This is a genomic window from Flavobacterium zubiriense (assembly GCF_041729725.1).
Taxonomy (GTDB): Bacteria; Bacteroidota; Bacteroidia; order Flavobacteriales; family Flavobacteriaceae; genus Flavobacterium; species Flavobacterium zubiriense.
The window spans coordinates 16,303-39,172 of sequence record NZ_JBCFQL010000008.1; the positions used below are offsets into that span (position 1 = coordinate 16,303).

The window sequence follows — 22,870 nt, forward strand, 5'->3', positions numbered from 1 at the left end:
CAAGAAAATATTGAATAGAAAACGGTTCTCGATACATTTTTCGCTTCTTTTCATTATGCAAAAAACACTCGAACTGACGTTTTTGCTAATTTAACCCAACGGGTTACATTATATAGTTTTTACCTCTTAATCAAATCATCTTAGAGTCTATTTGAAATTCATCAAAATTAATTATCCATTCCGCCGCCGCGGATGTAAATTTGATACATTTTTAAGAGATTTTTCACACGCCTCGGCGGGTTGGGAAAAAGTAAATTTCTTTTTTTAAATAAATTTAAACAGGCTCTTAAATTAATTTTCTGTAGACCGTATGCTTTCGGATTTAGTGACAATTTCTTTAATAATTTCGTCTAGCTCATTACTGGACACAATTATATTTTCAATTAGAAATACTTTTTCTTCTTCTGTATTATCATTTTCTTTTAAAAGGTTAGTTATTGCCATTAAACGCGACAGCGGTGTTCTTACCACATGAGATTGAATCCTAGTTATTTCTTTTAATACTTCATTTTGTTTTTCTATTTTTTGGGTATGTTGAATATTGTTTTTAAAACTTTCATCAAGACCATTGAATAATTTTGGAACTAAGGAACAAACTAAAAAACTAAGAAAAATTAGATTTGAAAAAACCGCAAAAAGTTCTTTTGAATCAAAATTGATATTGTGTGGAGGAGTTAAGTCAAGATAATATAGGCATATATAAAAAACAGAAATATATACATTAAAGAGAGCTGGAGTATATTGGTTTTTAAATGTATATATAAACGTGGCTAAAAAACAAGCTGCAAGCAAATACAAGGTACTGTTTAATCCAACAAAATAGATTAAGAAAGTACTCAAAGTGTATACTGTTGCAATAAACAATAGTTTGCGTTTTTTTATTTTGATACTTTTTTTAACACCAGTAAAAAGAGCTAATAAAACAGATAAAATATCAACAAAGACCATTATGTAGTGTTGTGATTCAAAGGCCCAAATGACCGAAGGGATTAAAGCTATAATACTTAATGGGATGATATATATTATGGTGTTTGCAAACATATCATCTCGCCAATATTTTAAGTCTGTGTTTTTTTTGGACGAAAACAAGATGTTTTCCCTGACAATTGAAGTGTATTTATTCCATATTTTCATAATCAAAAGGTGTTTTATAAGTAGTTAAAACTATATGATGTCGTATTTTTAGACGATATAATTTTGTTTAAAATATTAATTTGTAGTTATTTAAACTAATAAATCCTCTGTTAACTTAACGACTTTAAAACTTTCGACTTACTTATATTAGGAACTACTGTAAATATAAAAAATAAAGTAATAAAATACTTGTTTTAAGTTGATAATTTTTTGTCAGTTGGAGCCATTCTTCACAGCAAAATGTATCGAAAACAAGAGCGTTTTCTTTGCAACCGATTCTGGATACATTTTTTGTTTCGTCCTAAAAAGTGTTTGGACTGCACAAAAAAAACACCAGAACTGACATTTTTATTAGTTACACCCTAGGAGTTGAATGTGTTTTATTTGAGTTAGCGATTCTTTTTTCAGGCTAAATAAGGGATAGCTTAGATAAAGTCTAAAAAATGATTTATTTTTACGCTAAAATAATTTAAACCCATTAAGATGGATTGGATCACAGCAAAAGAATACGAAGATATCACTTATAAAAAATGTAACGGTGTTGCCAGAATAGCATTCAACAGACCTAATGTTCGAAATGCCTTTAGACCTAAAACCACTTCTGAATTGTATGACGCTTTTTATAATGCTCAAGAAGATACTTCTATAGGTGTTGTTTTGTTATCTGCCGAAGGGCCTTCAACTAAAGATGGAGTGTATTCATTTTGTAGCGGTGGCGATCAAAACGCCCGAGGACATCAAGGATATGTAGGTGAAGATGGTCAGCACCGATTGAATATTCTTGAAGTACAACGTTTAATCCGTTTTATGCCAAAAGTAGTTATTGCAGTAGTTCCAGGTTGGGCTGTAGGCGGGGGGCATAGTTTGCACGTGGTTTGCGATATGACTTTGGCAAGCAAAGAACACGCTATTTTTAAACAAACAGATGCCGATGTAACTAGTTTTGACGGAGGTTACGGTTCAGCTTATTTGGCTAAAATGGTTGGACAGAAAAAAGCACGTGAAATTTTCTTTTTAGGACGTAATTATTCGGCTCAGGAAGCTTTTGAGATGGGAATGGTAAATGCTGTAATTCCTCATGGCGAATTAGAAGCTACGGCTTACGAATGGGCTCAGGAAATTTTAGCGAAGTCGCCAACATCAATCAAAATGCTAAAATTCGCAATGAATCTTACCGATGACGGTATGGTAGGCCAACAGGTTTTTGCAGGTGAAGCAACAAGATTAGCGTATATGACCGAAGAAGCGAAGGAAGGTAGAAATGCATTCCTTGAAAAAAGAAAGCCTAATTTTGAGAAGAAATGGTTGCCATAATTTAGTAGGCAGTGTTCAGTTTTTAGTATTCAGTTAGAACCGCAAACTAAAAACCGCAAACCATAAACTATAAACAATAAAATTATAATGAAACACTGGATTGAAGCCGCAAGATTGCGCACCTTACCTTTGTCTGTATCAGGAATTATTGTGGGCAGTATGTACGCCCTGGCACATCCTACCGAAGAAATATTAACACCAACCGACGTTTTTAACTGGAGACTTTTTGGCTTTGCCATTCTGACTACTTTAGGATTACAAATCCTTTCTAATTTTGCCAATGATTATGGTGATGGAGTGAAAGGAACTGATAATGAAGATCGCGTAGGGCCTAAACGCGCCATTCAGAGCGGTGTGATTACACCTGCTGCTATGAAACGTGCTATAATCATCACTTCGTTTTTGACCTTACTTTCAGCAATAGCGTTGATTTATTACGCTTTTGGAGGTACAAATTTGTTTTATTCGCTATTCTATCTTGCGTTAGGAATCCTGGCCATTTTATCGGCTATTCGATATACTGTTGGAAATACCGCTTACGGCTACCGAGGTTATGGTGATGTATTTGTATTCGTTTTTTTTGGATTGGTAAGTACTTTAGGAGTCAACTTTTTATATTCAAAACAATTGGATTTCGAATTAGTTTTACCAGCTATGGCTATCGGTTTTTTAAGCGTAGGTGTTTTGAATTTGAATAATATGCGCGATGAAGCTTCCGATAAAAAGGCAGGCAAAAATACCATTGTGGTAAAAATTGGTGGAGCAAAAGCAAAAAAATACCACTACTTTTTAATTGTCAGCGCCATGGTTTTGACTTTAGTATTTGCCATTATAAGCAGATTCAAATTTGACCAATATCTGTTTTTATTGGCTTATATTCCTTTAACTAACCATTTAGTTACGGTGTCTAAAAACCAAGAGCCTAGAGCTTTAGATCCCGAATTAAAAAAGCTAGCCTTGAGTACTTTTCTGCTTTCGGTTTTGTTGTCTTTGTGTATGATTTACTTTTTTTCAGATATAGTTGTTAACACGCTTTTAGGCGGAAGATAAATTGTAGTAACTAGTGAGAATTAATTAGTGATTAGCTAAAAGTTAATTTATTGGCTAGGTACTTTTCACTAGTTGCTTATCACTTAAAAAATAAAAATATGAAAATAACTTATTACGGACATGCCGCTTTAGGGATTAAAGTGGGTGGAAAACATATTATTGTAGATCCTTTTATTTCAGGAAATCCATTGGCGGAACACATTGATATAAACAATTTAAAAGCCGATTATATTTTGCTAACGCATGCGCATGGTGATCACGTTTTAGATGTTGAAGCAATTGCAAAGCGTACAAATGCGGTAATTGTTTCTAATGCTGAAATTGCAGATTATTATGCTGCCAAAGGTTTTGAAACGCACCCTATGAATCACGGTGGAAGCTGGAATTTTGATTTTGGAAAAGTAAAATATGTAAATGCCATTCATTCGAGTTCGTTTCCTGATGGTTCTAACGGAGGAAATCCAGGCGGTTTTGTTATCGAAGGCGAACATAAAAATGTTTATATTGCTGGTGATACCGCTTTGACAATGGATATGAAATTGATTCCGATGCGTACTAAGTTGGATTTAGCGATTTTCCCCATAGGTGATAATTTCACGATGGATGTAGAAGATGCTATTCTGGCTTCTGATTTTGTCGAATGCGATAAAATCTTAGGTTATCATTACGATACTTTTGGATATATAAAAATCAATAAAAAAGAAGCTATCCAACGATTTTTCGACAAAGGAAAAGACTTGATGTTACTTGAAATAGGAGATAGTATCGAATTGTAAAATAAAAAGAATTTATCTCTTTAGAATTTATCAACACTAAATTAAATGAAGTTAAAAAAAATAATTTTTTTGCTATTGATTAGCATTTTTTATCAATCCATATTTGCTCAGAAATCAGGTTATTGGGACAAAGAAAGAGCCACTTATAAAGAAATTGTTGTTACGGCAAGGGATAGAATCGTTGTAGAAACCGATGATTTTCCCACAGGAACAACTGAATTGATTTATAGAATTACGCTTTTGGATAACAATCAACAAATGGCAAGTAGTTTAGTTTCAGTGCTAAAATCCATTCCGGATCCAACAGGAATCAGTCAAGGTTCAGCAGGAGCGGTTTTTTTATTGTCTAAAATTTCAGGCGATGATAAATGCAAATACGCTATTTTTTCTACGAATGAATTAGCCAAAGCCTACAGCTCAAAAGGAGAAACTACTAATGCCTGCTTAGCTCAAAATGTGGCTTTGAGCAAAGACGCCAAGCGACTTTCAATTGATAAATCGAGTTGTATTAAAACAAATACGACCAAATTGTATTTTGGTTTCGAAAGTTCCAATTGGTTTATGAAACAGAAAATTGTTTTGGAAGTAGTGCCTTGGGTTGATACGAAATTGAGTAGAGGCTGGACTTTGGAAAACAGAAAAAACATCATTAGCCAATGCAAAACTTCGGCCTTGGCTAGAAAAATGGAAAATTCAGACGATTTCTGCGTTTGTATTGGCGAAAAAATCCAAAAACAATATAGTTTCCAGGAATTCCAAAAACTCTTGGCTATGGAGCAAGCTAAGGCGTATAAAGATTTTGGTGCGAGTTGTTTTGAAGAAACCGGCATTGCCAACACCGTTTTTAATGATTTGAGAGCAAAAGCTGCTAATGATCTTAAAAAAGGCGATTACAGCTCGGCAATAAAAAATTACAACGAAATTGTCAATCAACAAAAAGCAACTGCTTTAGATTATAGCAATTTGGGTTATGGGTATCTATTGACCAAACAATACGGAAAAGCGATTAAAACCCTGAAAGAAGGCGAAAAACTGGACGATACAGAGTTGTTAGTCAAATTGAATTTGGCACACGCTTATTTATTGAATGGCGAATATTCGAAAGCAAAAACAATTTACAAGGAATATCAAAATCAAAATGTAACCGATAGCCTAAGCTGGGTGCAAAAAATAAAAGATGATTATCAAACTTTTGCGAAAGCAGGAATTCAAAGTGAAGATTTTGAAAAGGTTTTGAAGTTGGTAAAATAGAAAATAGAATAAAGAAAAAAGAGGAAAGAGCTTGGTTGAAAGATTTGTTAATTCAAGTAAAGTCTATAACTTTTTAATGATAAATCTTAGCGAATCTTTGCAGAAAAAAAAATGAAAGCAACTTACTATAAATACATTCTTAACTTCAAACAACCATCAGGAACTTCTCGTGGTGTGATGACCGAAAAAGAAACTTGGTTTTTGGTTCTGGAAGAGAACGGAAAAAAGGGAATAGGAGAGTGCGGAATTCTAAGAGGTTTAAGTGCGGATGACCGACCGGATTATGAAGCCAAATTGCAATGGACTTGCACTAATATTCATTTAGGGAAAGAGGCACTTTGGGAAGCTTTAATGGACTTTCCTTCGATACAGTTTGGTGTTGAAATGGCATTTCAATCTTTAGCTAGTGAAAGTCCTTTTTTATTGTTTCCTTCTGCCTTTACCGAAGGCGAAAAATCAATCGAAATTAATGGTTTGATTTGGATGGGCGAAGCGGCTTTTATGAAGCAGCAAATCGAGGAAAAACTAGCACAAGGTTTTCGTTGTGTAAAACTCAAAATTGGCGCTATAGATTTCTATAAAGAATTGGAGTTATTGCGTTTTATTCGGGAACATTTTACTCCGGAACAAGTAGAAATTCGGGTGGATGCTAATGGTGCTTTTAGTTTAAATGAAGCTTTATATAAATTAAATAAATTGTATGGTTTTGAACTACATAGTATTGAACAACCTATTCAAAAAAATAATACTGACAGGATGGCAGAGTTGTGTAAAACAACTCCTTTTCCTATTGCTTTAGATGAAGAGCTAATTGGTGTGTTCTCATTGGTTGAAAAAGAGCAATTATTGCAAAAAATCAAGCCGCAATATATCATTTTAAAACCCAGTTTTGTAGGCGGATTTCGAGGAACTCAAGAGTGGATTTCGTTAGCCGAAAAGCACCAAATTGGTTGGTGGATTACTTCCGCTTTAGAGAGTAATGTAGGATTAAATGCGATTGCACAATGGACATTTTTACAGCATAATTTAATGCCTCAAGGATTGGGAACCGGAGGACTTTATACTAATAATTTTGACTGCCCACTTGAAGTTTCTCAGGGACATTTGTGGTATGAAAAAACTAAAAATTGGTTTTTTGAATTGTAAAAGATAAATCATCTGAATCAGTAATTTCGGTCTCTAAAAGAACTGTTCGTGATTAAGTTTTTTTTTGCTTACATGATTAATCGAACGCCACCAAGCTCCTAAATTCGACAAGAAAAATGATCCCCGAAACCGATTAGCCAATATGGAGGCATTACTATTTTCAATACTTCGTTAGATTTTAAGCTGTTGTTTTTTCATAATTCAAAAGTTCCCGAATGAGTACCCTATTTTATACTTGTTAGGGTTTATCCTGAACAGGCCAAAAAATCTGTTTATAATTAACTCGTTGTTGAAGTGTTTTTTATAGTTGGCAATAGAAAAAGACTTATTATTATTCCCATTTGAAAACCAACATACCCACACAAAATTTACAACAATTAAATCGGTATTTACATAAAAGATTAGTTTTATTTTTGCTTTTGGATTCACGGGTAATAACTCTTATAAATTGTTTTTATCTCTGATAATGAATTCTACCTGAAGTCTAGCTTTGCAGTAAGTAAGGATTTCTAAACTTTTTTGTTATAAAACTCGCATAGTAAACCAATAACGTCATTCCCTATGAATCCAGCTCTTGATTGGCAGGAGTTTGATACGCATCGAGATGATAAGCGGTATTCAGAACAGGATTAATAGTTGCAAAACCTGCAAATTCTAAAACCCATTTCGATTTCCCTGCAATTCCAGACCAAAATAGCCAACACCATGTTTTTTTTCCTGATTTAGAAAGATAAGAAAAGTTAAATTCTAATATAACCTCCTCTGTAAATTATTTACCCAGCTTTTGTTAAACTCGTAAAAATCAAACTTTTCCTTATGTTGTTTACGATTCGTACATTCTGAATATTCTCCAAATCTTTCCAACTGAAGGAAATTAATTCTACTATTTATGCTTATAAATGATACAAATGCATACTTAATGAATTTCTTTCTAGATTTATTAAACAGTTAAACGTTTTTATTGTTTAAAACGCCAACAATCAATGTATTATGTTGTTTATTACCTGTAAACTTAAAATAATATAATTTAAAATCAATCTTATTATTTTATAGAAACTCTTAATTTTAGCGTATTTTTTCATTATTATTTATAGATAAACAGATGTTTAACTGTAAATCTACCGAAGTATTGATATAAAATAATTGGTAATTCTTAGTGATGTTTTTTTAAGTCCCAATTTAGGTATTTAATTTTTTATTGATTTATTTAAGTTAAAACATCTAATTATAAAAAAAAGACGTTATTTTTTTGTAAAAATAAAATTAATATTATTATGCAACCGATTGTGTAAAATAGTATATTTGTAATGTTATGTATTTTTTTGTTTACATAATTTTTTGTTTATGATTTAGATGTTAGAAACGATTCATGTTTTCATGTTTCTTTTACATTATTATTAAGTTAATAAATAGGTATAACTATTTTAAAGACAATTAGATAGGGGATATGAAAAAAAAAATATACGCTTTCTTTTTTCTTACTTTAGCGTTCGGTTATTCACAAGACAAACAAGACCTTAAACTTTGGTATAATCAACCTTCAGGGAAAATTTGGGAAAATGCTTTGCCTATTGGTAATGGTTTTTTAGGTGCCATGGTTTATGGAAATGTTGAACATGAAATTATCCAGTTAAATGAAAATACAGTATGGAGTGGTGGACCGAATAGAAATGATAATCCAAATGCTTTAGCTGCTTTACCAGAAATAAGAAAAATGATTTTTGAGGGGAAACATAAGGATGCTGAAAAATTAGCAAACCAAGCTTTTATTTCAAAAAAATCACATGGACAAATGTTTCAGCCAGTAGGAAATCTTAATTTGAATTTTGAAGGACATGAAAAGTATTCTAACTATAGGAGAGAACTTAGCATAGAAAATGCAATCTCAAAAACCAGTTATCAGGTTGATGGTGTAACATATATAAGAGAAGCTTTTGTTTCATTTTCAGAAAGAGTAATTGTAATTCATCTTACAGCAGATAAAAAAGGAAGTATTTCATTCACGGCTAATTATACTTCGCCACATAAGATTAAGGATTTTGCGGTAAGCAATTCAAAAGATCTTGAAATTACAGGTACTACAAGCGATCATGAAGGAGTAAAGAGTTTGATTAATTTTAAAGGAATAACCCGTATTAAATTAGATAATGGAAAATTAGAACAAACTGATAATTCCCTTATTGTGAAAAATGCCAATGCTGTTACTATTTTTATATCGATGGCTACTAATTTTAATAGTTATAATGATGTAAGCGGTAATGAAGCGAAACGTGCTGCTGATTATATAAATACTGCTTATGGAAAATCTTATGAAACACTTAAGAAGAAACATATTGCTGCTTATCAAAAATACTTCAATCGGGTTAAATTAGATTTGGGGATAACTCCAGCAGCTGATTTCCCAACAGATGAGCGTTTGAAAAATTTTAGAAATACCAATGATCCACAATTTGTAGCATTATATTATCAGTATGGTCGCTATTTACTGATATCCTCTTCACAGCCTGGAGGACAACCAGCTAATTTACAGGGAATTTGGAATAACAGTCTTACTCCTGCTTGGGACAGTAAATACACGATTAATATCAATGCAGAAATGAATTATTGGCCCGCTGAAAAAACTAATCTTTCAGAGTTGCATCAACCTTTTTTACAAATGGTAAAAGATTTAGCTGTTACAGGACAGGAAACTGCCAAAACCATGTATGGAACAAGAGGATGGATGGCGCATCATAATACTGATATTTGGCGTGCTACTGGCGCAGTAGATGGTGCTTTCTGGGGATTATGGACAGCGGGAGGCGGATGGGCGAGTCAACATTTGTGGGAACATTATCTTTATAAAGGAGATAAAGAATATTTAGCATCTATATATCCTGTATTAAAGGGTGCCGCTTTATTCTATGTAGATTTTCTTGTAGAGCATCCGAAATATAAATGGATGGTTGTAAATCCCGGGAACTCTCCAGAAAATGCTCCACAGGCTCATAATGGTTCATCGCTTGATGCCGGAACTACAATGGATAACCAAATCGTTTATGATGTTTTTTCTACGACAATTCGCGCAGCGCAAATTTTAAAAGAAGATGCTACTTTAATAGATACACTGAAACAATTACGCAGTCGATTAGCTCCTATGCATGTGGGAAAACACAATCAGCTTCAAGAATGGTTGGATGATATTGATGATCCTAAAGACAATCATCGTCATGTGTCTCATCTTTATGGATTGTTTCCTTCTAATCAAATTTCTGCATATAAGACACCTGAATTATTTACTGCTTCAAAAAATACTTTACTTCACCGTGGCGATGTATCCACGGGTTGGAGTATGGGCTGGAAAATTAATTGGTGGGCAAAATTACAAGATGGAAATCATGCTTTTTCTCTTATAAAAAACCAACTGACTCCTTTAGGTGTAAATCCTGGAGGTGGAGGAACTTATAATAATCTTTTTGATGCGCATCCTCCATTTCAGATTGATGGAAATTTTGGATGTACTTCGGGAATTACTGAAATGTTAGTTCAAAGCTCGGATGGAGCTATTCATTTGCTTCCGGCATTACCAGATGTTTGGACAGAAGGGAATATTGAAGGAATACGAGCCAGAGGTGGATTTGAAATTGTAGAGATGAAATGGAATAATTCTAAGATTACTAAATTAGTTGTAAAATCAACATTAGGAGGAAATCTAAGGTTGCGTTTGCCAAATAATCTCAAACAAAAATCAGGTGCTGAATTAGCAATGGCAAATGGAGAAAATCCGAATCCTTTTTATTTTGTTGATGAAACGGCAGCAGCCATTATTTCTAATAAATCTAATATAAAACCACTCGAACTTAAACCTACAGTTTTAGTTGATATTTTAACAAAAAAAGGAAGTGTTCATACATTCGTTAGTAAATAAAATAATTTTATAAAATCTAAAATAGAACTGAAATGAAAAAAAACTTAAATCTACTTTTTGCTGTCTCACTATTGTTTTTTGGAACAAATACATTTGCACAGAATCCTAAATTTCATATTTATCTCTGTTTAGGACAATCTAATATGGAAGGAAGTGCTAAAATTGAACCTCAGGATACTATAGTAAACAAACGTTTTCAGGTATTAGAAGCAGTTGATTGTGATAATTTAAATAGAAAAAAAGGACAATGGTATACTGCAGTTCCACCTTTGAGTCGTTGTACTACAGGACTTACCCCAGCAGATTATTTTGGAAGAGAAATGATTGCAAATCTACCTGAAGATGTAAAAGTTGGTGTAATTAATGTAGCTGTAGGAGGATGTAAAATTGAACTTTTCGATAAAGATAATTATGAAACTTATGTGAGCACAGCACCACAATGGCTGAAATCAACGGTAGCTCAATATGATGGAAATCCGTATGCTAGACTGTTAGAAATGGCTAAAATTGCACAGAAAGACGGAGTGATAAAAGGGATATTATTGCATCAGGGAGAATCGAATACTGGTGATACGCTTTGGACAAAAAAGGTAAAAGTAGTGTATGATAATTTATTGAAAGATTTAAATCTTAAGGCTGAATCTACGCCTTTACTGGCTGGTGAAGTGGTTCATGCCGATCAGAATGGAATTTGTGCCAGTATGAATAAAATAATTGCCACTTTGCCACAAACAATACCCAATTCCTATGTGATTTCTTCCAGCGGATGTCAGGATGGCGAAGATAATCTTCATTTTACAGCCGAAGGATATAGAATGTTAGGGAAACGATATGCTTCAAAGATGCTTGAGATAATGAAAAAGAATAAAATTTAAATCAGGCTAGTCTTTTAAAATAACCAACCAAAAAAATATAAATATGAGATTGAATACCAAGGTTTTATTGGCGTTTTGTTGTTTGTCGATGATTGAAATTACAGCACAAAATCCTATCATCAAGCATATTTTTACTGCTGATCCTTCGCCAATAGTACATAAAGATACGCTGTTTTTATACACAGGGCATGATGTCGCTACCGAAGCTGATACTAATTATAAAATGGCCGATTGGCATGTTTTTTCTACAACCGATATGGCCACTTGGAAAGATCACGGGGCACCACTTTCGCCGAGTACTTTTTCGTGGGCTACAGGTGATGCTTATGCAGCACAGTGTATCGAGAGAAATGGTAAATTTTACTGGTTTGTTTCTACGTTTCATAAAAAAGATGGAGTTAGTGGAGGTGGAGCTGCTATAGGTGTTGCTGTTTCAGATACGCCTACAGGTCCTTTTAAAGATGCCATTGGTAAAGCTCTTGTGATTAACGAAATGACCAAAGATTTACCTCACGCTTGGGATGATATTGATCCTACCGTATTTGTGGATGATGACGGACAAGCTTACATGTTTTGGGGGAATGGAAGCTGTAAATGGGTGAAATTGAAAGAGAACATGATAGAAATGGATGGTCCTATTACCACTTTTAAACCTAAAAATTATATCGAAGGACCGTGGGTTTATAAGAGAAAGGGACTTTATTATTTAGTTTATGCTAGTGCAGGTACAAAACCAGAAATGATAGAATATTGTACTGCTACAAATCCAGCTGGACCATGGACATACCGGGGTATTATTCAGGAAAATGTAACTAACAGTTTTACTACACATCCAGGAATTATTGATTACAAAGGACAGTCATACTTTTTTTACCATAACGGAGCTTTGCCTACAGGAGGAAGTTATAGACGTTCGGTTTGTGTAGATTATATGTATTATAATGAGGATGGAACTATTCAAAAAATAGTACAAACTACTGAAGGTGTAAAAGCTTTAAAATAAAAATTGACATGAAAATAAGAGATACCTTTTTTTATATTGTTTTGCTAGTTGGTTTAACAATTACTACTAATTATGCGCAGGAAAATAAAGCTAAAAATCCATTGATTCATGCAGATGTTCCTGATTTATCAATGATTCGAGTAGGTAATACGTACTACATGAGCAGCACTACAATGCACGTTAATCCAGGAGTTCCAATTATGAAATCTACTGATTTAGTCAATTGGAAACTGGTTAATTATGCTTACGAAACATTAGAGGATAATAATGACAGACTCAATTTAGACAATGGAAAAAATGATTATGGCAGAGGTTCATGGGCTAGCTGTTTGCGTTTTCATGAAGGAATTTATTATGTTAGCACTTTTTCAGGAACCACTGGTAAAACATATATTTATTCAACAAAAAACATAGAAAAAGGACCTTGGAAAAAAATTGTATTAAATAATTCATACCACGATCACTCCATTCTTTTTGATGATGATGGAAAAGTGTATATGGTTTGGGGAGCAGGAAAACTTCAAATTATAGAGCTAAACAAGGATCTTTCAGGCGTAAAAGAAGAAACCAAAAGAGTCTTAATAGAAAATGCAAGTGCTCCTGCTGGAAACAATATAATGTTGCAATCTGAAGGTTCTCAACTTTTTAAAGTTTATGGAAAATATTATTTATTTAATATCAACTGGCCAAGAGGAGGAATGCGTACCGTAATTATTCATCGTGCCGACAACATCAATGGTCCTTGGGAAGGAAAAAATGGACTACAAGATCAAGGTGTTGCACAAGGAGGACTAATCGACACTCCCGATGGCAGATGGTTTTCTTATTTATTCAAAGATGCCGGAGGTGTAGGACGCATACCTTATTTAGTTCCGGTTAAATGGGAAGATGGCTGGCCAATATTAGGAGTGAATGGAAAAGTTCCTGAATATTTAGATTTACCTCCAAGTAAAGGGCTAATTCCCGGAATTGCAAATTCAGATGAATTTAAACGTAAAAAAAGAGATGCAGCTTTGCCTTTAGTTTGGCAATGGAATCATAATCCAGACAATGCGCTTTGGTCTGTTAGAGAAAGAAAAGGCTATTTAAGATTAAAAACAGCGAGAATAGACAGCAGTTTTGTTCAAGCAAAAAACACCTTGACACAAAGAACCTTTGGACCAGAAAGTTCAGCAACTACACTTGTTGAAGTATCTAAAATGAAAGAAGGAGACTTTGCAGGACTTTCTTTGTTACAAAAGGAATATGGATTTATCGCTGTAAGAATCGAAAATGGCTCTAAAAAAATTGTAATGATGGATGCTGTAAAAGAAGTTCCAAAAGAAGTTGCTAGTATAGCTTTAAATCAAGACAAAGTGTATTTTAAAGCAACATGCGATTTTAAAAACAAAGCTGATAAAGGAAAGTTCTATTATAGTTTAGACGGAAAAGAATGGATTAGTATTGGAAACACTATAAAATTACCTTATACACTACCTCATTTTATGGGTTACCGTTTTGGTTTGTTTAATTATGCTACCAAAAATACTGGTGGATATGTAGATTTTGATTGGTTCAGGATTAAATAATTAAATTAAAAAGATAACTATGGATATTAGTAAAATACATAAGCAAGATTATTTTCGAATTTTTGTACTGATTCTTATTTTGATTGTTCCAGTTTTGGCAATGAGTCAAAATAAAAACAATACAAAGAAATCAGAATTCAAATCACCTCAATATCGCAATATTTTTAAAGAAGCAGGTTATATTCAGGTTGAGATAGATAAGAAATTAGCAAAAGCTTATTATGATGTTTTTGAAAGTCCTAATCGGGTATATTTTGAAGAAGGAGATTCTTTAGGTTACGTCTCTGATGTTAAAAATAATGATGCTCGTACCGAAGGCATGTCTTATGGTATGATGGTCGCAGTTCAATTGGATAAAAAAGATGTTTTTGACCGTCTTTGGCGTTGGTCAGTAAAATACATGCAGCATCAAAGCGGTCCAAGAGAAGGGTATTTTGCTTGGAGTGTAAATCCTCAGACCAAAAAACAAAATTCACAAGGTTCTGCCTCGGATGGTGAACTGTATTATATAACCAGTTTATTATTTGCTTCTAATAAATGGGGAAACAATACTGGAATAGACTATTACAAGGAAGCCCGAAGAATATTAGACGCCATGTGGAAAAAAGATGGTACTGATAACATATACAATCTTATCAATACAGAACACAAACAAATAACTTTTGTTCCTGAAGGAGGAAGTTATAATTGGACCGATCCTTCTTATCATCTGCCTGCTTTTTATGAAGTTTGGGCATTGTATGCTAAAGATGGTCACGAGCAGTTTTATAAAGAATGTGCCGATGTTTCTAGAGATTTCTTACATAAAGCCTGTCATCCTGTAACGGGTTTAAATGCAGATTATACTGAGTTTAATGGAGAACCACATTCGACACGTTGGATGCCAGCAGCTTTTCGATATGATTCCTGGCGTGTTCCAATGAATATAGCGATGGATTATACCTGGTATGGGAAAGATAAAAAATGGCAGGAAGATTATGCAAAGAGATTTCAAAATTTTCTTAGATCGAAAGGATTAGAAACTTATGAGGATCAATTCAATTTAGATGGATCTACTCCGGATTTTATCCTTCAGGCGGGTCCAGTTAAAAAGTTGAGACATTCTATAGGATTGGTTTCCACTGCAGCAACTGCTTCGCTTGTCAATAAAGATAAACAAAGCATAGATTTTGTTCATGCTATTTGGAATGCTAAACTAGAGCCTTATGAAGATGGCTATTTTGACCCTTATTATGATGGTTTGATGTATCTATTTAGTTTAATGCATCTTAGTGGAAATTATCAGATTATAGAGCCAAAAATTAATTAAATTTTTAAACTTAAAATGTAGAATATGAAATCGCCATTAACAAGAAGTTTGCGTAAGCAAACACCAATAAATAAAAGGCGATAACATATATGACCACAAAAAAATAAATTTCACATATATGAAACAGTATTTAAATGTTATGTTATTAGTATTTTTTTTATCTAATTATTTGTGTTCAGGACAAATCATTGTAGAAGATTTTAAGCCATCTACTGTCAATCAACCAGGACAAGAATACCCACAAGTTAATTCTCAGGGATACGCCCGATTTAAAATTTTAGCTCCCGAAGCACAATCGGTTGTTGTAAGTCTTGGACTAGGAGGAGCAAAAGGCGGCACTGTTCTTACCAAAGGAGCAAATGGTTTTTGGACGGGCACTACTGCAGGCGTAATGGATGAAGGATTTCATTATTATCATGTTACAGTTGATGGAGGAGTTTTTAACGATCCAGGAGCATTAAATTTTTATGGATCTACGCGTTGGGAAAGTGGAATAGAAATACCAGCTTATGATCAAGATTTTTATGCGTTAAAAAACGTTCCTCATGGTACTGTACAGCAAATTCTTTTTCCCTCAAAAAGCACTAATACTTCACGTCGTGCCTATGTTTATACACCACCGAGTTATTCCAAAGAACAATCAAAACGTTTTCCTGTTTTGTATTTACAACATGGTTGGGGCGAAGTTGAAACTGCCTGGAGTAATCAGGGACGTGTCAATTTAATTATGGATAATTTAATAGCCGAAGGGAAAATAAAACCATTCATTATTGTAATGACATACGGAATGACCAATGAAGTTAAATGGGGAGGTATGGCAAGTTTCAAGATAGAACCTTTTCAGACGGTTCTTGTAGATGAATTGATTCCTTATGTTGATTCTAATTTTCGAACAATTAACAAACAAACTCATCGTGCAATGGGCGGTTTATCAATGGGCGGAATGGAAACAAAAACGATAACAATTAACAAACCAGAAGTTTTCTCTCATTACGCACTTCTTAGTGGAGGTACTTATAAGCCAGAAGATATTAAAGATAAATCTAAGGTTAAACTTATATTTTTAAGTTGTGGAAGTAAAGAGCGTCCTGAAGGTGTGAAAAATGCAGTAACAAGTCTAAAAGAGTCAGGATACAATGCTGTTTCTTATGTTTCAGAAGGAACAGGACACGAATTTCAAACTTGGCGCCGTAGTTTTAAAGAATTGGCTCCTTTGCTTTTTAAGGATTAAGAGTCTGTTTAAAATTCATCAAAATTAATTTCCCCTATCCCTAAAGGGTATAATTTTGATGAATTTTTAAGAAATTTTCCACCCTTTAGGGACAGGGAAAAAAGAAAATTTCTTTTTTTAAATAAATTTAAACAGGCTTTAAAAAAATAATATATCAACCAACCAAAAAATAATATAATGAAAAAAATTATTGTTACAGCAACAATGCTTTTTATGTGTAATCTAATTGTTGTTGCACAAAAAATAGAAAAAGAAGGTCCAAAAGGATTTGATCAGCGAAGAACAGCTATTGCTCACGGTAAAATAGATACAATATCTTATGCTTCAAAAACAGTAAGTACAACCAGAAAAGCTTTAGTTTATACCACTCCAGGGTTTTCAAAAAACAAAAAATATCCTGTTCTTTATTTATTGCATGGTATTGGTGGCGATGAAAAAGAGTGGCTAAACGGAGGAACGCCACAAATCATATTGGACAATTTATTTGCCGAAGGAAAAATTAAACCCATGATTGTAGTATTACCCAATGGACGTGCTATAAAAGACGACCGAGCTATTGGTGATATTATGGCTCCAGATAAGGTACAAGGTTTTGCTAATTTTGAAAGAGATCTTTTGGATGATTTGATTCCGTTTATCGAAAAAAATTACCCAACATTAACTGATAGAGATAACCGCGCTATTGCAGGACTTTCTATGGGAGGTGGTCAATCACTTAATTTTGGTTTAGGGAACTTAGACAAATTTGCCTGGGTAGCTGGTTTTTCATCTGCGCCAAATACTAAAATGCCAGAAGTTTTAGTACCAAATCCAGAAGAAGCAAAGAAAAAATTAAAATTGCTTTGGATTTCTTGTGGTGATAAAGATGGTTTAATTACTTACAGCAAACGTACACACGATTATTTACTTCAAAACAATGTACCACATGTGTACTATTTAGAACCAGGCGGACATGATTTTAAAGTTTGGAAAAATGGTTTGTATATGTTCTCTCAGTTTTTGTTTAAAGCTGTTGATGTTTCGTCATTGAGTCAATACACTATTTTGGATAACACATTCGATAAATAAAAGAGAATGTGTTGTGTTTACAGGTAAATAAATTTTAAAAAAAACTATGAGAAAAATATTTTTTTTATGCTGCTTTATAATTTTTTCAGCAGTTTATTCACAAAATACAATGTCGGTTTCCAGTCCTAGTGGAGACCTGACATTAAATGTATTAATCAAGAGTGGAACAGCGTTTTATTCCGTTACTTACAAAGGAGGAATTGTATTAGAAGATTCTCCACTAGGATTAATTACTAATGCTGGTGATTTTACAACTAATATGAATTTTGTAAATTCAACTCCAGCTAAAGTGGAGGAAACTTACAATCAGACTAAGATTAAACAATCTCAAGTAAGCTATAAAGCAAATACTTTAAACTGTGTATTTTCGAATGCTAAACAACAAAAAATAGCAGTTTTGTTTCAAGTAAGTAATAATAATATTGCTTTTAGATATGAGCTTCCAGCATGGGGAGATACTAAAGTTTGTGTGGTTTCAGAAGAAAAAACAGGGTTTAAATTTCCGTCATCAACAACAACTTTTCTTTCTCCAATGATGCGACCAATGACAGGATTTGCTCGTACTGCACCTAGTTATGAAAGTGGTTACGAAGCGGATGCTCCATTGAGTAAAACCACATCTTCTGAAGGTTATGTATTTCCAGGACTTTTCAATTTAGCCAATAAAGCCTGGGTTTTATTATCTGAAACAGGAGTGAGTAGTTTGTATACCGCTTCACATTTAAGTGCTTATAAAAACGGAATATATACTGTAGAATATCCAAATCCGAAACAAAATAATGGTTTTGGAAGTTCGGGAGCACAAATAAGCCTCCCAGGTGTAACACCTTGGCGAACCATTACTGTGGGAGAAACACTAAAACCAATAGTTGAAACAACAATTCCTTTTGATGTTGTAAAACCACTTTACAAGCCTTCGCAAGAGTATAAAATGGGACGTGGTAGTTGGAGCTGGATTGTATGGCAAGACAATAGTATGAACTATGAAGATCAGGTAAAATATATTGATTTGGCTGCGGCTATGAAGTTTGAGTATATTTTGATTGATGCGTGGTGGGATGATAGAATTGGTTATGAAAAAATGAAAGAACTAATCCAGTATGCTAAATCTAAAAATGTTGAGGTGTTCTTGTGGTACAATTCTAATGGTACTGTTAATGATGCTTTTCAGACTCCTCTCAATAAAATGAATACGGCTATTGCTCGAAAAAACGAAATGAAGTGGCTTAAAGAAGCAGGAGTAAAGGGATTGAAAGTAGATTTCTTTGGAGGAGACAAACAAGAAACCATGAAATTGTATGAAGATATCCTTTCAGACGCTAATGATTATGGGTTAATGATTGTTTTCCATGGTGCTACATTGCCGCGTGGTTGGGAAAAAATGTATCCAAATTTTGTGGGAAGTGAAGCTGTAGTAGCCTCTGAAATGTTGATTTTTTCGCAGGATGTACGTGAAAAAGAAGCCTATTTTGCCTCATTACATCCATTTATTCGAAATGCAGTAGGTAGTATGGAATTTGGAGGAGTTTTATTAAATAAATATCTAAACAAAGGAAATACAAAAGGACAACTAAGATTAACTACTGATGCTTTTCAATTGGCAACGGCGGTTCTTTTTCAAAATCCTGTTCAAATGTTTGGTCTAACCCCCAATAATCTTGAAGATGTGCCAGCCTTTGAATTGGATTTTTTAAGAAATGTTCCAACAACATGGGATGAAACGGTTTTTATAGATGGATATCCAGGCAAATACAGTGTTTTAGCCCGAAGACAGAAACAAAAATGGTATGTAGCAGGTGTAAATGCCGAAAAAACAGCTAAAGTTTTAAAACTAAAATTACCTATGCTTGCTGGTCAAACGATCACTATGTATAATGATAAAGCGGATAAAGAGACGTATACAAGCAATTTAAAAGTTTCTAAAAACGGACAATTATCAATAACAATACAGCCTAATGGAGGATTTGTATTAACTAATTAGAGCTATGAAAAAGAACTTTAAAATATTTGCAATACTTATTACCATCTTAAATTGTTCAATAGGCGAAGCACAAAACCCTATTATACAAACTAATTATACAGCAGATCCAGCTCCAATGGTATATAATGGCAAAGTATATTTATATACAAGTCATGATGAAGATGATTCTACATGGTTTACCATGAACGATTGGCGATTGTATACCACCGAAGATATGGTCAATTGGACTGATCATGGAGCCGTATTATCTTATAAAGAATTTGCTTGGGCAAAAATGAATGCTTGGGCGCCACAATGTGTAGAAAGAAAAGGAAAGTTTTATATGTATGTGCCTATCACTGATCGTCAAGGCAAAAATGGGATTGGTGTAGCGGTATCTGATAGTCCTTATGGCCCGTTTATTGATCCATTAGGCAAGCCGTTAATTTCAAACAGTAACGCGGATATTGACCCAACGGTTTTTGTAGATGATGACGGTCAGGCTTATTTATTTTGGGGTAATCCGGTATGTCATTTTGTAAAGCTAAATGAAGACATGATTTCGCTTGACGGAGAAGTTGAGCAAATTCCTAATACAATTGAAGCTTTTGGAAAACGTACCGTTGATGATCCTAAAAGGCCTACCACCTATGAAGAAGGGCCTTGGTTGTACAAACGCAATAATTTGTATTATTTATTTTTTGCCGCAGGGCCAATATCAGAGCATATCGGATATTCAACCAGCAAAACGCCAACAGGCCCATGGAAATACCAAGGTGTTGTGATGCCTACACAAGGAGGTTCTTTTACGAATCATCCTGGAGTAATAGATTTTAAAGGTAAAACTTATTTTTTCTATCATAATGGTGCTCTTCCCGGAGGAGGAGGTTTTACGCGTTCTGTTAGTATAGAAGAGGCTAAGTTTAATAAAGACGGTTCGATTATACAGATGAATATGACGGAAGGCATAAAAAAGAGTTTAGCTCCATTGAATCCTTATGTAAAAACAGAAGCCGAAACTATTGCATGGTCTGAAGGCGTGAAGTCGATGAAAAATAATGAAGTTGGTAATTTTATTACAGCAAAATATAATAATGCTTATACCAAAGTCAAAGAGGTAGATTTTCGTCAGGAGGGAGCTACTAAGTTTACAGCCCGAATAGGTACAACTCATAATAGTAATGTAACTATGGAAGTAAGACTAGATAGTAAAGAAGGAGAGTTAGTTGGAACTGTAAATGTTCCAATGACAGGAGGAAATGACAGATGGGCAATACAGACGATTGATGTAAAAAAGGTTTCTGGAATTCACGATGTCTATTTCGTTTTTAAAGGGAAAGCCAAAAATGATATCATGTATTTTGATTATTGGAAATTTTCAGAATAATCCGCTTTTTTGTAGTAATTAAGCAATCGGTTGTTTTTGTGTTAGAAATAGTTTAAATTAGACTTTTAAACAACTAAAAATGAATATATCCTGCCCAGACGATAGCAAATAGGTGAAGCAATTACACATGAATGATCCTAAAAAAAACAATAAATATCGACACATGAAAAGAATTCAACTACCTATAATTTTTACTCTATTATTAACTTTATTAGTAGCATGTAATAATGCTAAAAATTATTCAAAATCAGATAACTCAGCTAGAAATTTAGCTTTGCCAATGATAAAAGAAAGTGGAGACGTCAAACAATTATATGTAAATAATGAACCCTTTCTAATTATTGGAGGCGAACTATTAAATTCATCTGCGTCGAGTGCTGAGCACATGAAAGATATTTGGGCAAAAGTTCGAGCATTAAATGTTAATACTGTTTTACTCCCTATCAATTGGCAGCAATTTGAACCAAAAGAGGGTACTTTTGATTACTCCCTTATTGATAGCCATATAAAAAGTGCCAATGATAATAACCTGAAACTGGTTATTCTATGGTTTGGAAGCTGGAAAAATGGCGAGTCTCATTATACTCCTGATTGGGTTAAAACTGATATGGAACGTTTTCCTCGTATGCTTTTTAAAGATGGAAAAATTTCAAACACAATTTCAAACATCAATACAGATTGTTTAAATGCCGATTTGAAAGCTTATAAAAAGTTAATGGAACGAATTGTTCAGGTTGATAAGAATGGTACTGTATTAATGATGCAAATTGAAAACGAGGTTGGATTATTAGGAGGTACAAGGGACTTTTCACCCGAAGCCACTAAACTTTTTAATCAACAAGTTCCTAATGAATTAATCAAATACATTACCAATAATCTTAATAAATTAAAACCAAATATTTATGAGCAATATGTAAATAATGGTTCAAAAAAACAAGGTACATGGGAAGGTGTTTTTGGAAAATCACCCCATACAGATGAAATATTTATGGCTTGGTATTATGCTAAATATGTAAATCAACTTGCAGAAGCGGGTAAGGCTATTTATAATATACCAACATTCGTAAATGCCTGGGATGCATCGGGAGGTAATCTCATCCCGGGTGTTTGGCCTAGCGGAGGTCCCAATTACCTCATGCTTGATATTTGGCAAACAGGCGCTCCTAATATAGATATTCTTGCCAATGATAATTACTCACCAAAATTTGGATTATCAGCTAAAAATTTTGTACACAACAAAAATCCTTTGCTCGTACCTGAAGCCTGTGCAATTTGGATGAATGATACTATAAGTGCTGCACCCAAAGCATTTTTTAGTTTTGGACATTTCAAAGCAATGGGTTTTTCGCCATTTGGTATTGATCATCATACTTATCACAGTACCCATTCCATAAAGAAAGCTTATGAAGTACTTGAAAATCTTATGCCACTTATTACCAAAGCTCAGGTTGAAGATAAAATAAACAGTTTTATGGAAGGTGATGAAGCATCACCTGCATCTTTTCAACTAGGTGGCTTTATCTTTAAGCCTGACTACAATTTGCAAAAGGATTCAATTATTAAAGGATACGGATTGATAATTCAGATTTCTGAAGATGAATTTATTATATCAGGAAATGCTTGTAATGTTGGGTATGCGTCTGCTGATTCAAGTAAACCAGATTCCCAGCTTCTTTCCGTTGAAGAAGGAAAATTTGTTGATGGCAAATGGAAAAAAAAGAGAACTATAAATGGAGATGAGTTTGGAATAAAACTACCACCAAATCCGTATAATATAGCTTCAGATGTTTATCTCAATAATATTAGCACACTTAAAATTAAACTTTTTAAATATTAAAAAGAACCATTCTCTGTATGCATAAGATTTATTATTAAAATGAGTTTAAGACCA

General features: G+C 33.7%; 16 protein-coding genes. 15 read left to right on the forward strand and 1 reads right to left on the reverse strand.

Annotation, left to right across the window (positions count from 1 at the left end):
- Window positions 1-291: 291 nt before the first annotated feature.
- Window positions 292-1,134, reverse strand: coding sequence for a hypothetical protein (locus AAGV28_RS08475; RefSeq protein WP_373406388.1), 843 nt, complete (start codon window positions 1,132-1,134; stop codon window positions 292-294).
- A gap of 483 nt (window positions 1,135-1,617) precedes the next feature.
- Here AAGV28_RS08475 and AAGV28_RS08480 point away from each other — a divergent pair, with 483 nt between their 5' ends.
- From AAGV28_RS08480 to AAGV28_RS08550, 15 genes are all read left to right on the forward strand, one after another.
- Window positions 1,618-2,448, forward strand: a complete 831-nt coding sequence (locus AAGV28_RS08480) for a 1,4-dihydroxy-2-naphthoyl-CoA synthase (RefSeq protein ID WP_373406389.1) — start codon at window positions 1,618-1,620, stop codon at window positions 2,446-2,448.
- An 87-nt stretch (window positions 2,449-2,535) separates the two neighbouring features.
- The gene (gene menA / locus AAGV28_RS08485) at window positions 2,536-3,498 is read left to right on the forward strand and encodes a 1,4-dihydroxy-2-naphthoate octaprenyltransferase (RefSeq protein ID WP_373406390.1); all 963 of its coding nucleotides are present in this window, start codon (window positions 2,536-2,538) and stop codon (window positions 3,496-3,498) included.
- Between the two features lie 98 nt (window positions 3,499-3,596).
- Window positions 3,597-4,274 (forward strand): metal-dependent hydrolase, encoded by a 678-nt coding sequence (locus AAGV28_RS08490; protein ID WP_373406391.1) that lies wholly within the window; start codon window positions 3,597-3,599, stop codon window positions 4,272-4,274.
- A gap of 45 nt (window positions 4,275-4,319) precedes the next feature.
- Window positions 4,320-5,525, forward strand: coding sequence for a tetratricopeptide repeat protein (locus AAGV28_RS08495; protein ID WP_373406392.1), 1,206 nt, complete (start codon window positions 4,320-4,322; stop codon window positions 5,523-5,525).
- Window positions 5,526-5,636: 111 nt separating this feature from the next.
- Complete coding sequence (locus AAGV28_RS08500; protein ID WP_373406393.1) at window positions 5,637-6,671, forward strand: o-succinylbenzoate synthase; 1,035 nt, start codon at window positions 5,637-5,639, stop codon at window positions 6,669-6,671.
- Window positions 6,672-8,118: 1,447 nt separating this feature from the next.
- Window positions 8,119-10,578 (forward strand): glycoside hydrolase family 95 protein, encoded by a 2,460-nt coding sequence (locus tag AAGV28_RS08505; RefSeq protein WP_373406394.1) that lies wholly within the window; start codon window positions 8,119-8,121, stop codon window positions 10,576-10,578.
- A gap of 32 nt (window positions 10,579-10,610) precedes the next feature.
- Complete coding sequence (locus AAGV28_RS08510; RefSeq protein ID WP_373406395.1) at window positions 10,611-11,453, forward strand: sialate O-acetylesterase; 843 nt, start codon at window positions 10,611-10,613, stop codon at window positions 11,451-11,453.
- Between the two features lie 43 nt (window positions 11,454-11,496).
- Window positions 11,497-12,456 (forward strand): glycoside hydrolase family 43 protein, encoded by a 960-nt coding sequence (locus tag AAGV28_RS08515; RefSeq protein WP_373406396.1) that lies wholly within the window; start codon window positions 11,497-11,499, stop codon window positions 12,454-12,456.
- Window positions 12,457-12,464: 8 nt separating this feature from the next.
- Window positions 12,465-14,024, forward strand: coding sequence for a glycoside hydrolase family 43 protein (locus AAGV28_RS08520; RefSeq protein WP_373406397.1), 1,560 nt, complete (start codon window positions 12,465-12,467; stop codon window positions 14,022-14,024).
- A gap of 19 nt (window positions 14,025-14,043) precedes the next feature.
- Complete coding sequence (locus tag AAGV28_RS08525; RefSeq protein WP_373406398.1) at window positions 14,044-15,333, forward strand: glycosyl hydrolase family 8; 1,290 nt, start codon at window positions 14,044-14,046, stop codon at window positions 15,331-15,333.
- Between the two features lie 118 nt (window positions 15,334-15,451).
- A complete protein-coding gene (locus AAGV28_RS08530) occupies window positions 15,452-16,564 on the forward strand; it encodes an alpha/beta hydrolase-fold protein (RefSeq protein WP_373406399.1) in 1,113 nt (370 codons plus the stop codon).
- A 177-nt stretch (window positions 16,565-16,741) separates the two neighbouring features.
- Window positions 16,742-17,632 (forward strand): alpha/beta hydrolase, encoded by an 891-nt coding sequence (locus AAGV28_RS08535; RefSeq protein ID WP_373406400.1) that lies wholly within the window; start codon window positions 16,742-16,744, stop codon window positions 17,630-17,632.
- 109 nt (window positions 17,633-17,741) lie between these two features.
- Window positions 17,742-19,613: a glycoside hydrolase family 97 protein gene (locus AAGV28_RS08540; protein ID WP_373406401.1), complete on the forward strand. Its 1,872-nt coding sequence runs from the start codon at window positions 17,742-17,744 to the stop codon at window positions 19,611-19,613.
- A gap of 4 nt (window positions 19,614-19,617) precedes the next feature.
- A complete protein-coding gene (locus tag AAGV28_RS08545; protein WP_373406402.1) occupies window positions 19,618-20,979 on the forward strand; it encodes a glycoside hydrolase family 43 protein in 1,362 nt (453 codons plus the stop codon).
- A 163-nt stretch (window positions 20,980-21,142) separates the two neighbouring features.
- The gene (locus AAGV28_RS08550) at window positions 21,143-22,816 is read left to right on the forward strand and encodes a GH35 family beta-galactosidase (RefSeq protein ID WP_373406403.1); all 1,674 of its coding nucleotides are present in this window, start codon (window positions 21,143-21,145) and stop codon (window positions 22,814-22,816) included.
- The last annotated feature ends 54 nt before the right edge of the window (window positions 22,817-22,870 follow it).

Coding starts and splice junctions, on each gene's coding strand:
- AAGV28_RS08475 (WP_373406388.1), bottom strand. CDS start 1,134: ATGAAAATATGGAATAAATACACTTCAATTGTCAGGGAAAACATCTTG.
- AAGV28_RS08480 (WP_373406389.1), top strand. CDS start 1,618: ATGGATTGGATCACAGCAAAAGAATACGAAGATATCACTTATAAAAAA.
- menA (WP_373406390.1), top strand. CDS start 2,536: ATGAAACACTGGATTGAAGCCGCAAGATTGCGCACCTTACCTTTGTCT.
- AAGV28_RS08490 (WP_373406391.1), top strand. CDS start 3,597: ATGAAAATAACTTATTACGGACATGCCGCTTTAGGGATTAAAGTGGGT.
- AAGV28_RS08495 (WP_373406392.1), top strand. CDS start 4,320: ATGAAGTTAAAAAAAATAATTTTTTTGCTATTGATTAGCATTTTTTAT.
- AAGV28_RS08500 (WP_373406393.1), top strand. CDS start 5,637: ATGAAAGCAACTTACTATAAATACATTCTTAACTTCAAACAACCATCA.
- AAGV28_RS08505 (WP_373406394.1), top strand. CDS start 8,119: ATGAAAAAAAAAATATACGCTTTCTTTTTTCTTACTTTAGCGTTCGGT.
- AAGV28_RS08510 (WP_373406395.1), top strand. CDS start 10,611: ATGAAAAAAAACTTAAATCTACTTTTTGCTGTCTCACTATTGTTTTTT.
- AAGV28_RS08515 (WP_373406396.1), top strand. CDS start 11,497: ATGAGATTGAATACCAAGGTTTTATTGGCGTTTTGTTGTTTGTCGATG.
- AAGV28_RS08520 (WP_373406397.1), top strand. CDS start 12,465: ATGAAAATAAGAGATACCTTTTTTTATATTGTTTTGCTAGTTGGTTTA.
- AAGV28_RS08525 (WP_373406398.1), top strand. CDS start 14,044: ATGGATATTAGTAAAATACATAAGCAAGATTATTTTCGAATTTTTGTA.
- AAGV28_RS08530 (WP_373406399.1), top strand. CDS start 15,452: ATGAAACAGTATTTAAATGTTATGTTATTAGTATTTTTTTTATCTAAT.
- AAGV28_RS08535 (WP_373406400.1), top strand. CDS start 16,742: ATGAAAAAAATTATTGTTACAGCAACAATGCTTTTTATGTGTAATCTA.
- AAGV28_RS08540 (WP_373406401.1), top strand. CDS start 17,742: ATGTCGGTTTCCAGTCCTAGTGGAGACCTGACATTAAATGTATTAATC.
- AAGV28_RS08545 (WP_373406402.1), top strand. CDS start 19,618: ATGAAAAAGAACTTTAAAATATTTGCAATACTTATTACCATCTTAAAT.
- AAGV28_RS08550 (WP_373406403.1), top strand. CDS start 21,143: ATGAAAAGAATTCAACTACCTATAATTTTTACTCTATTATTAACTTTA.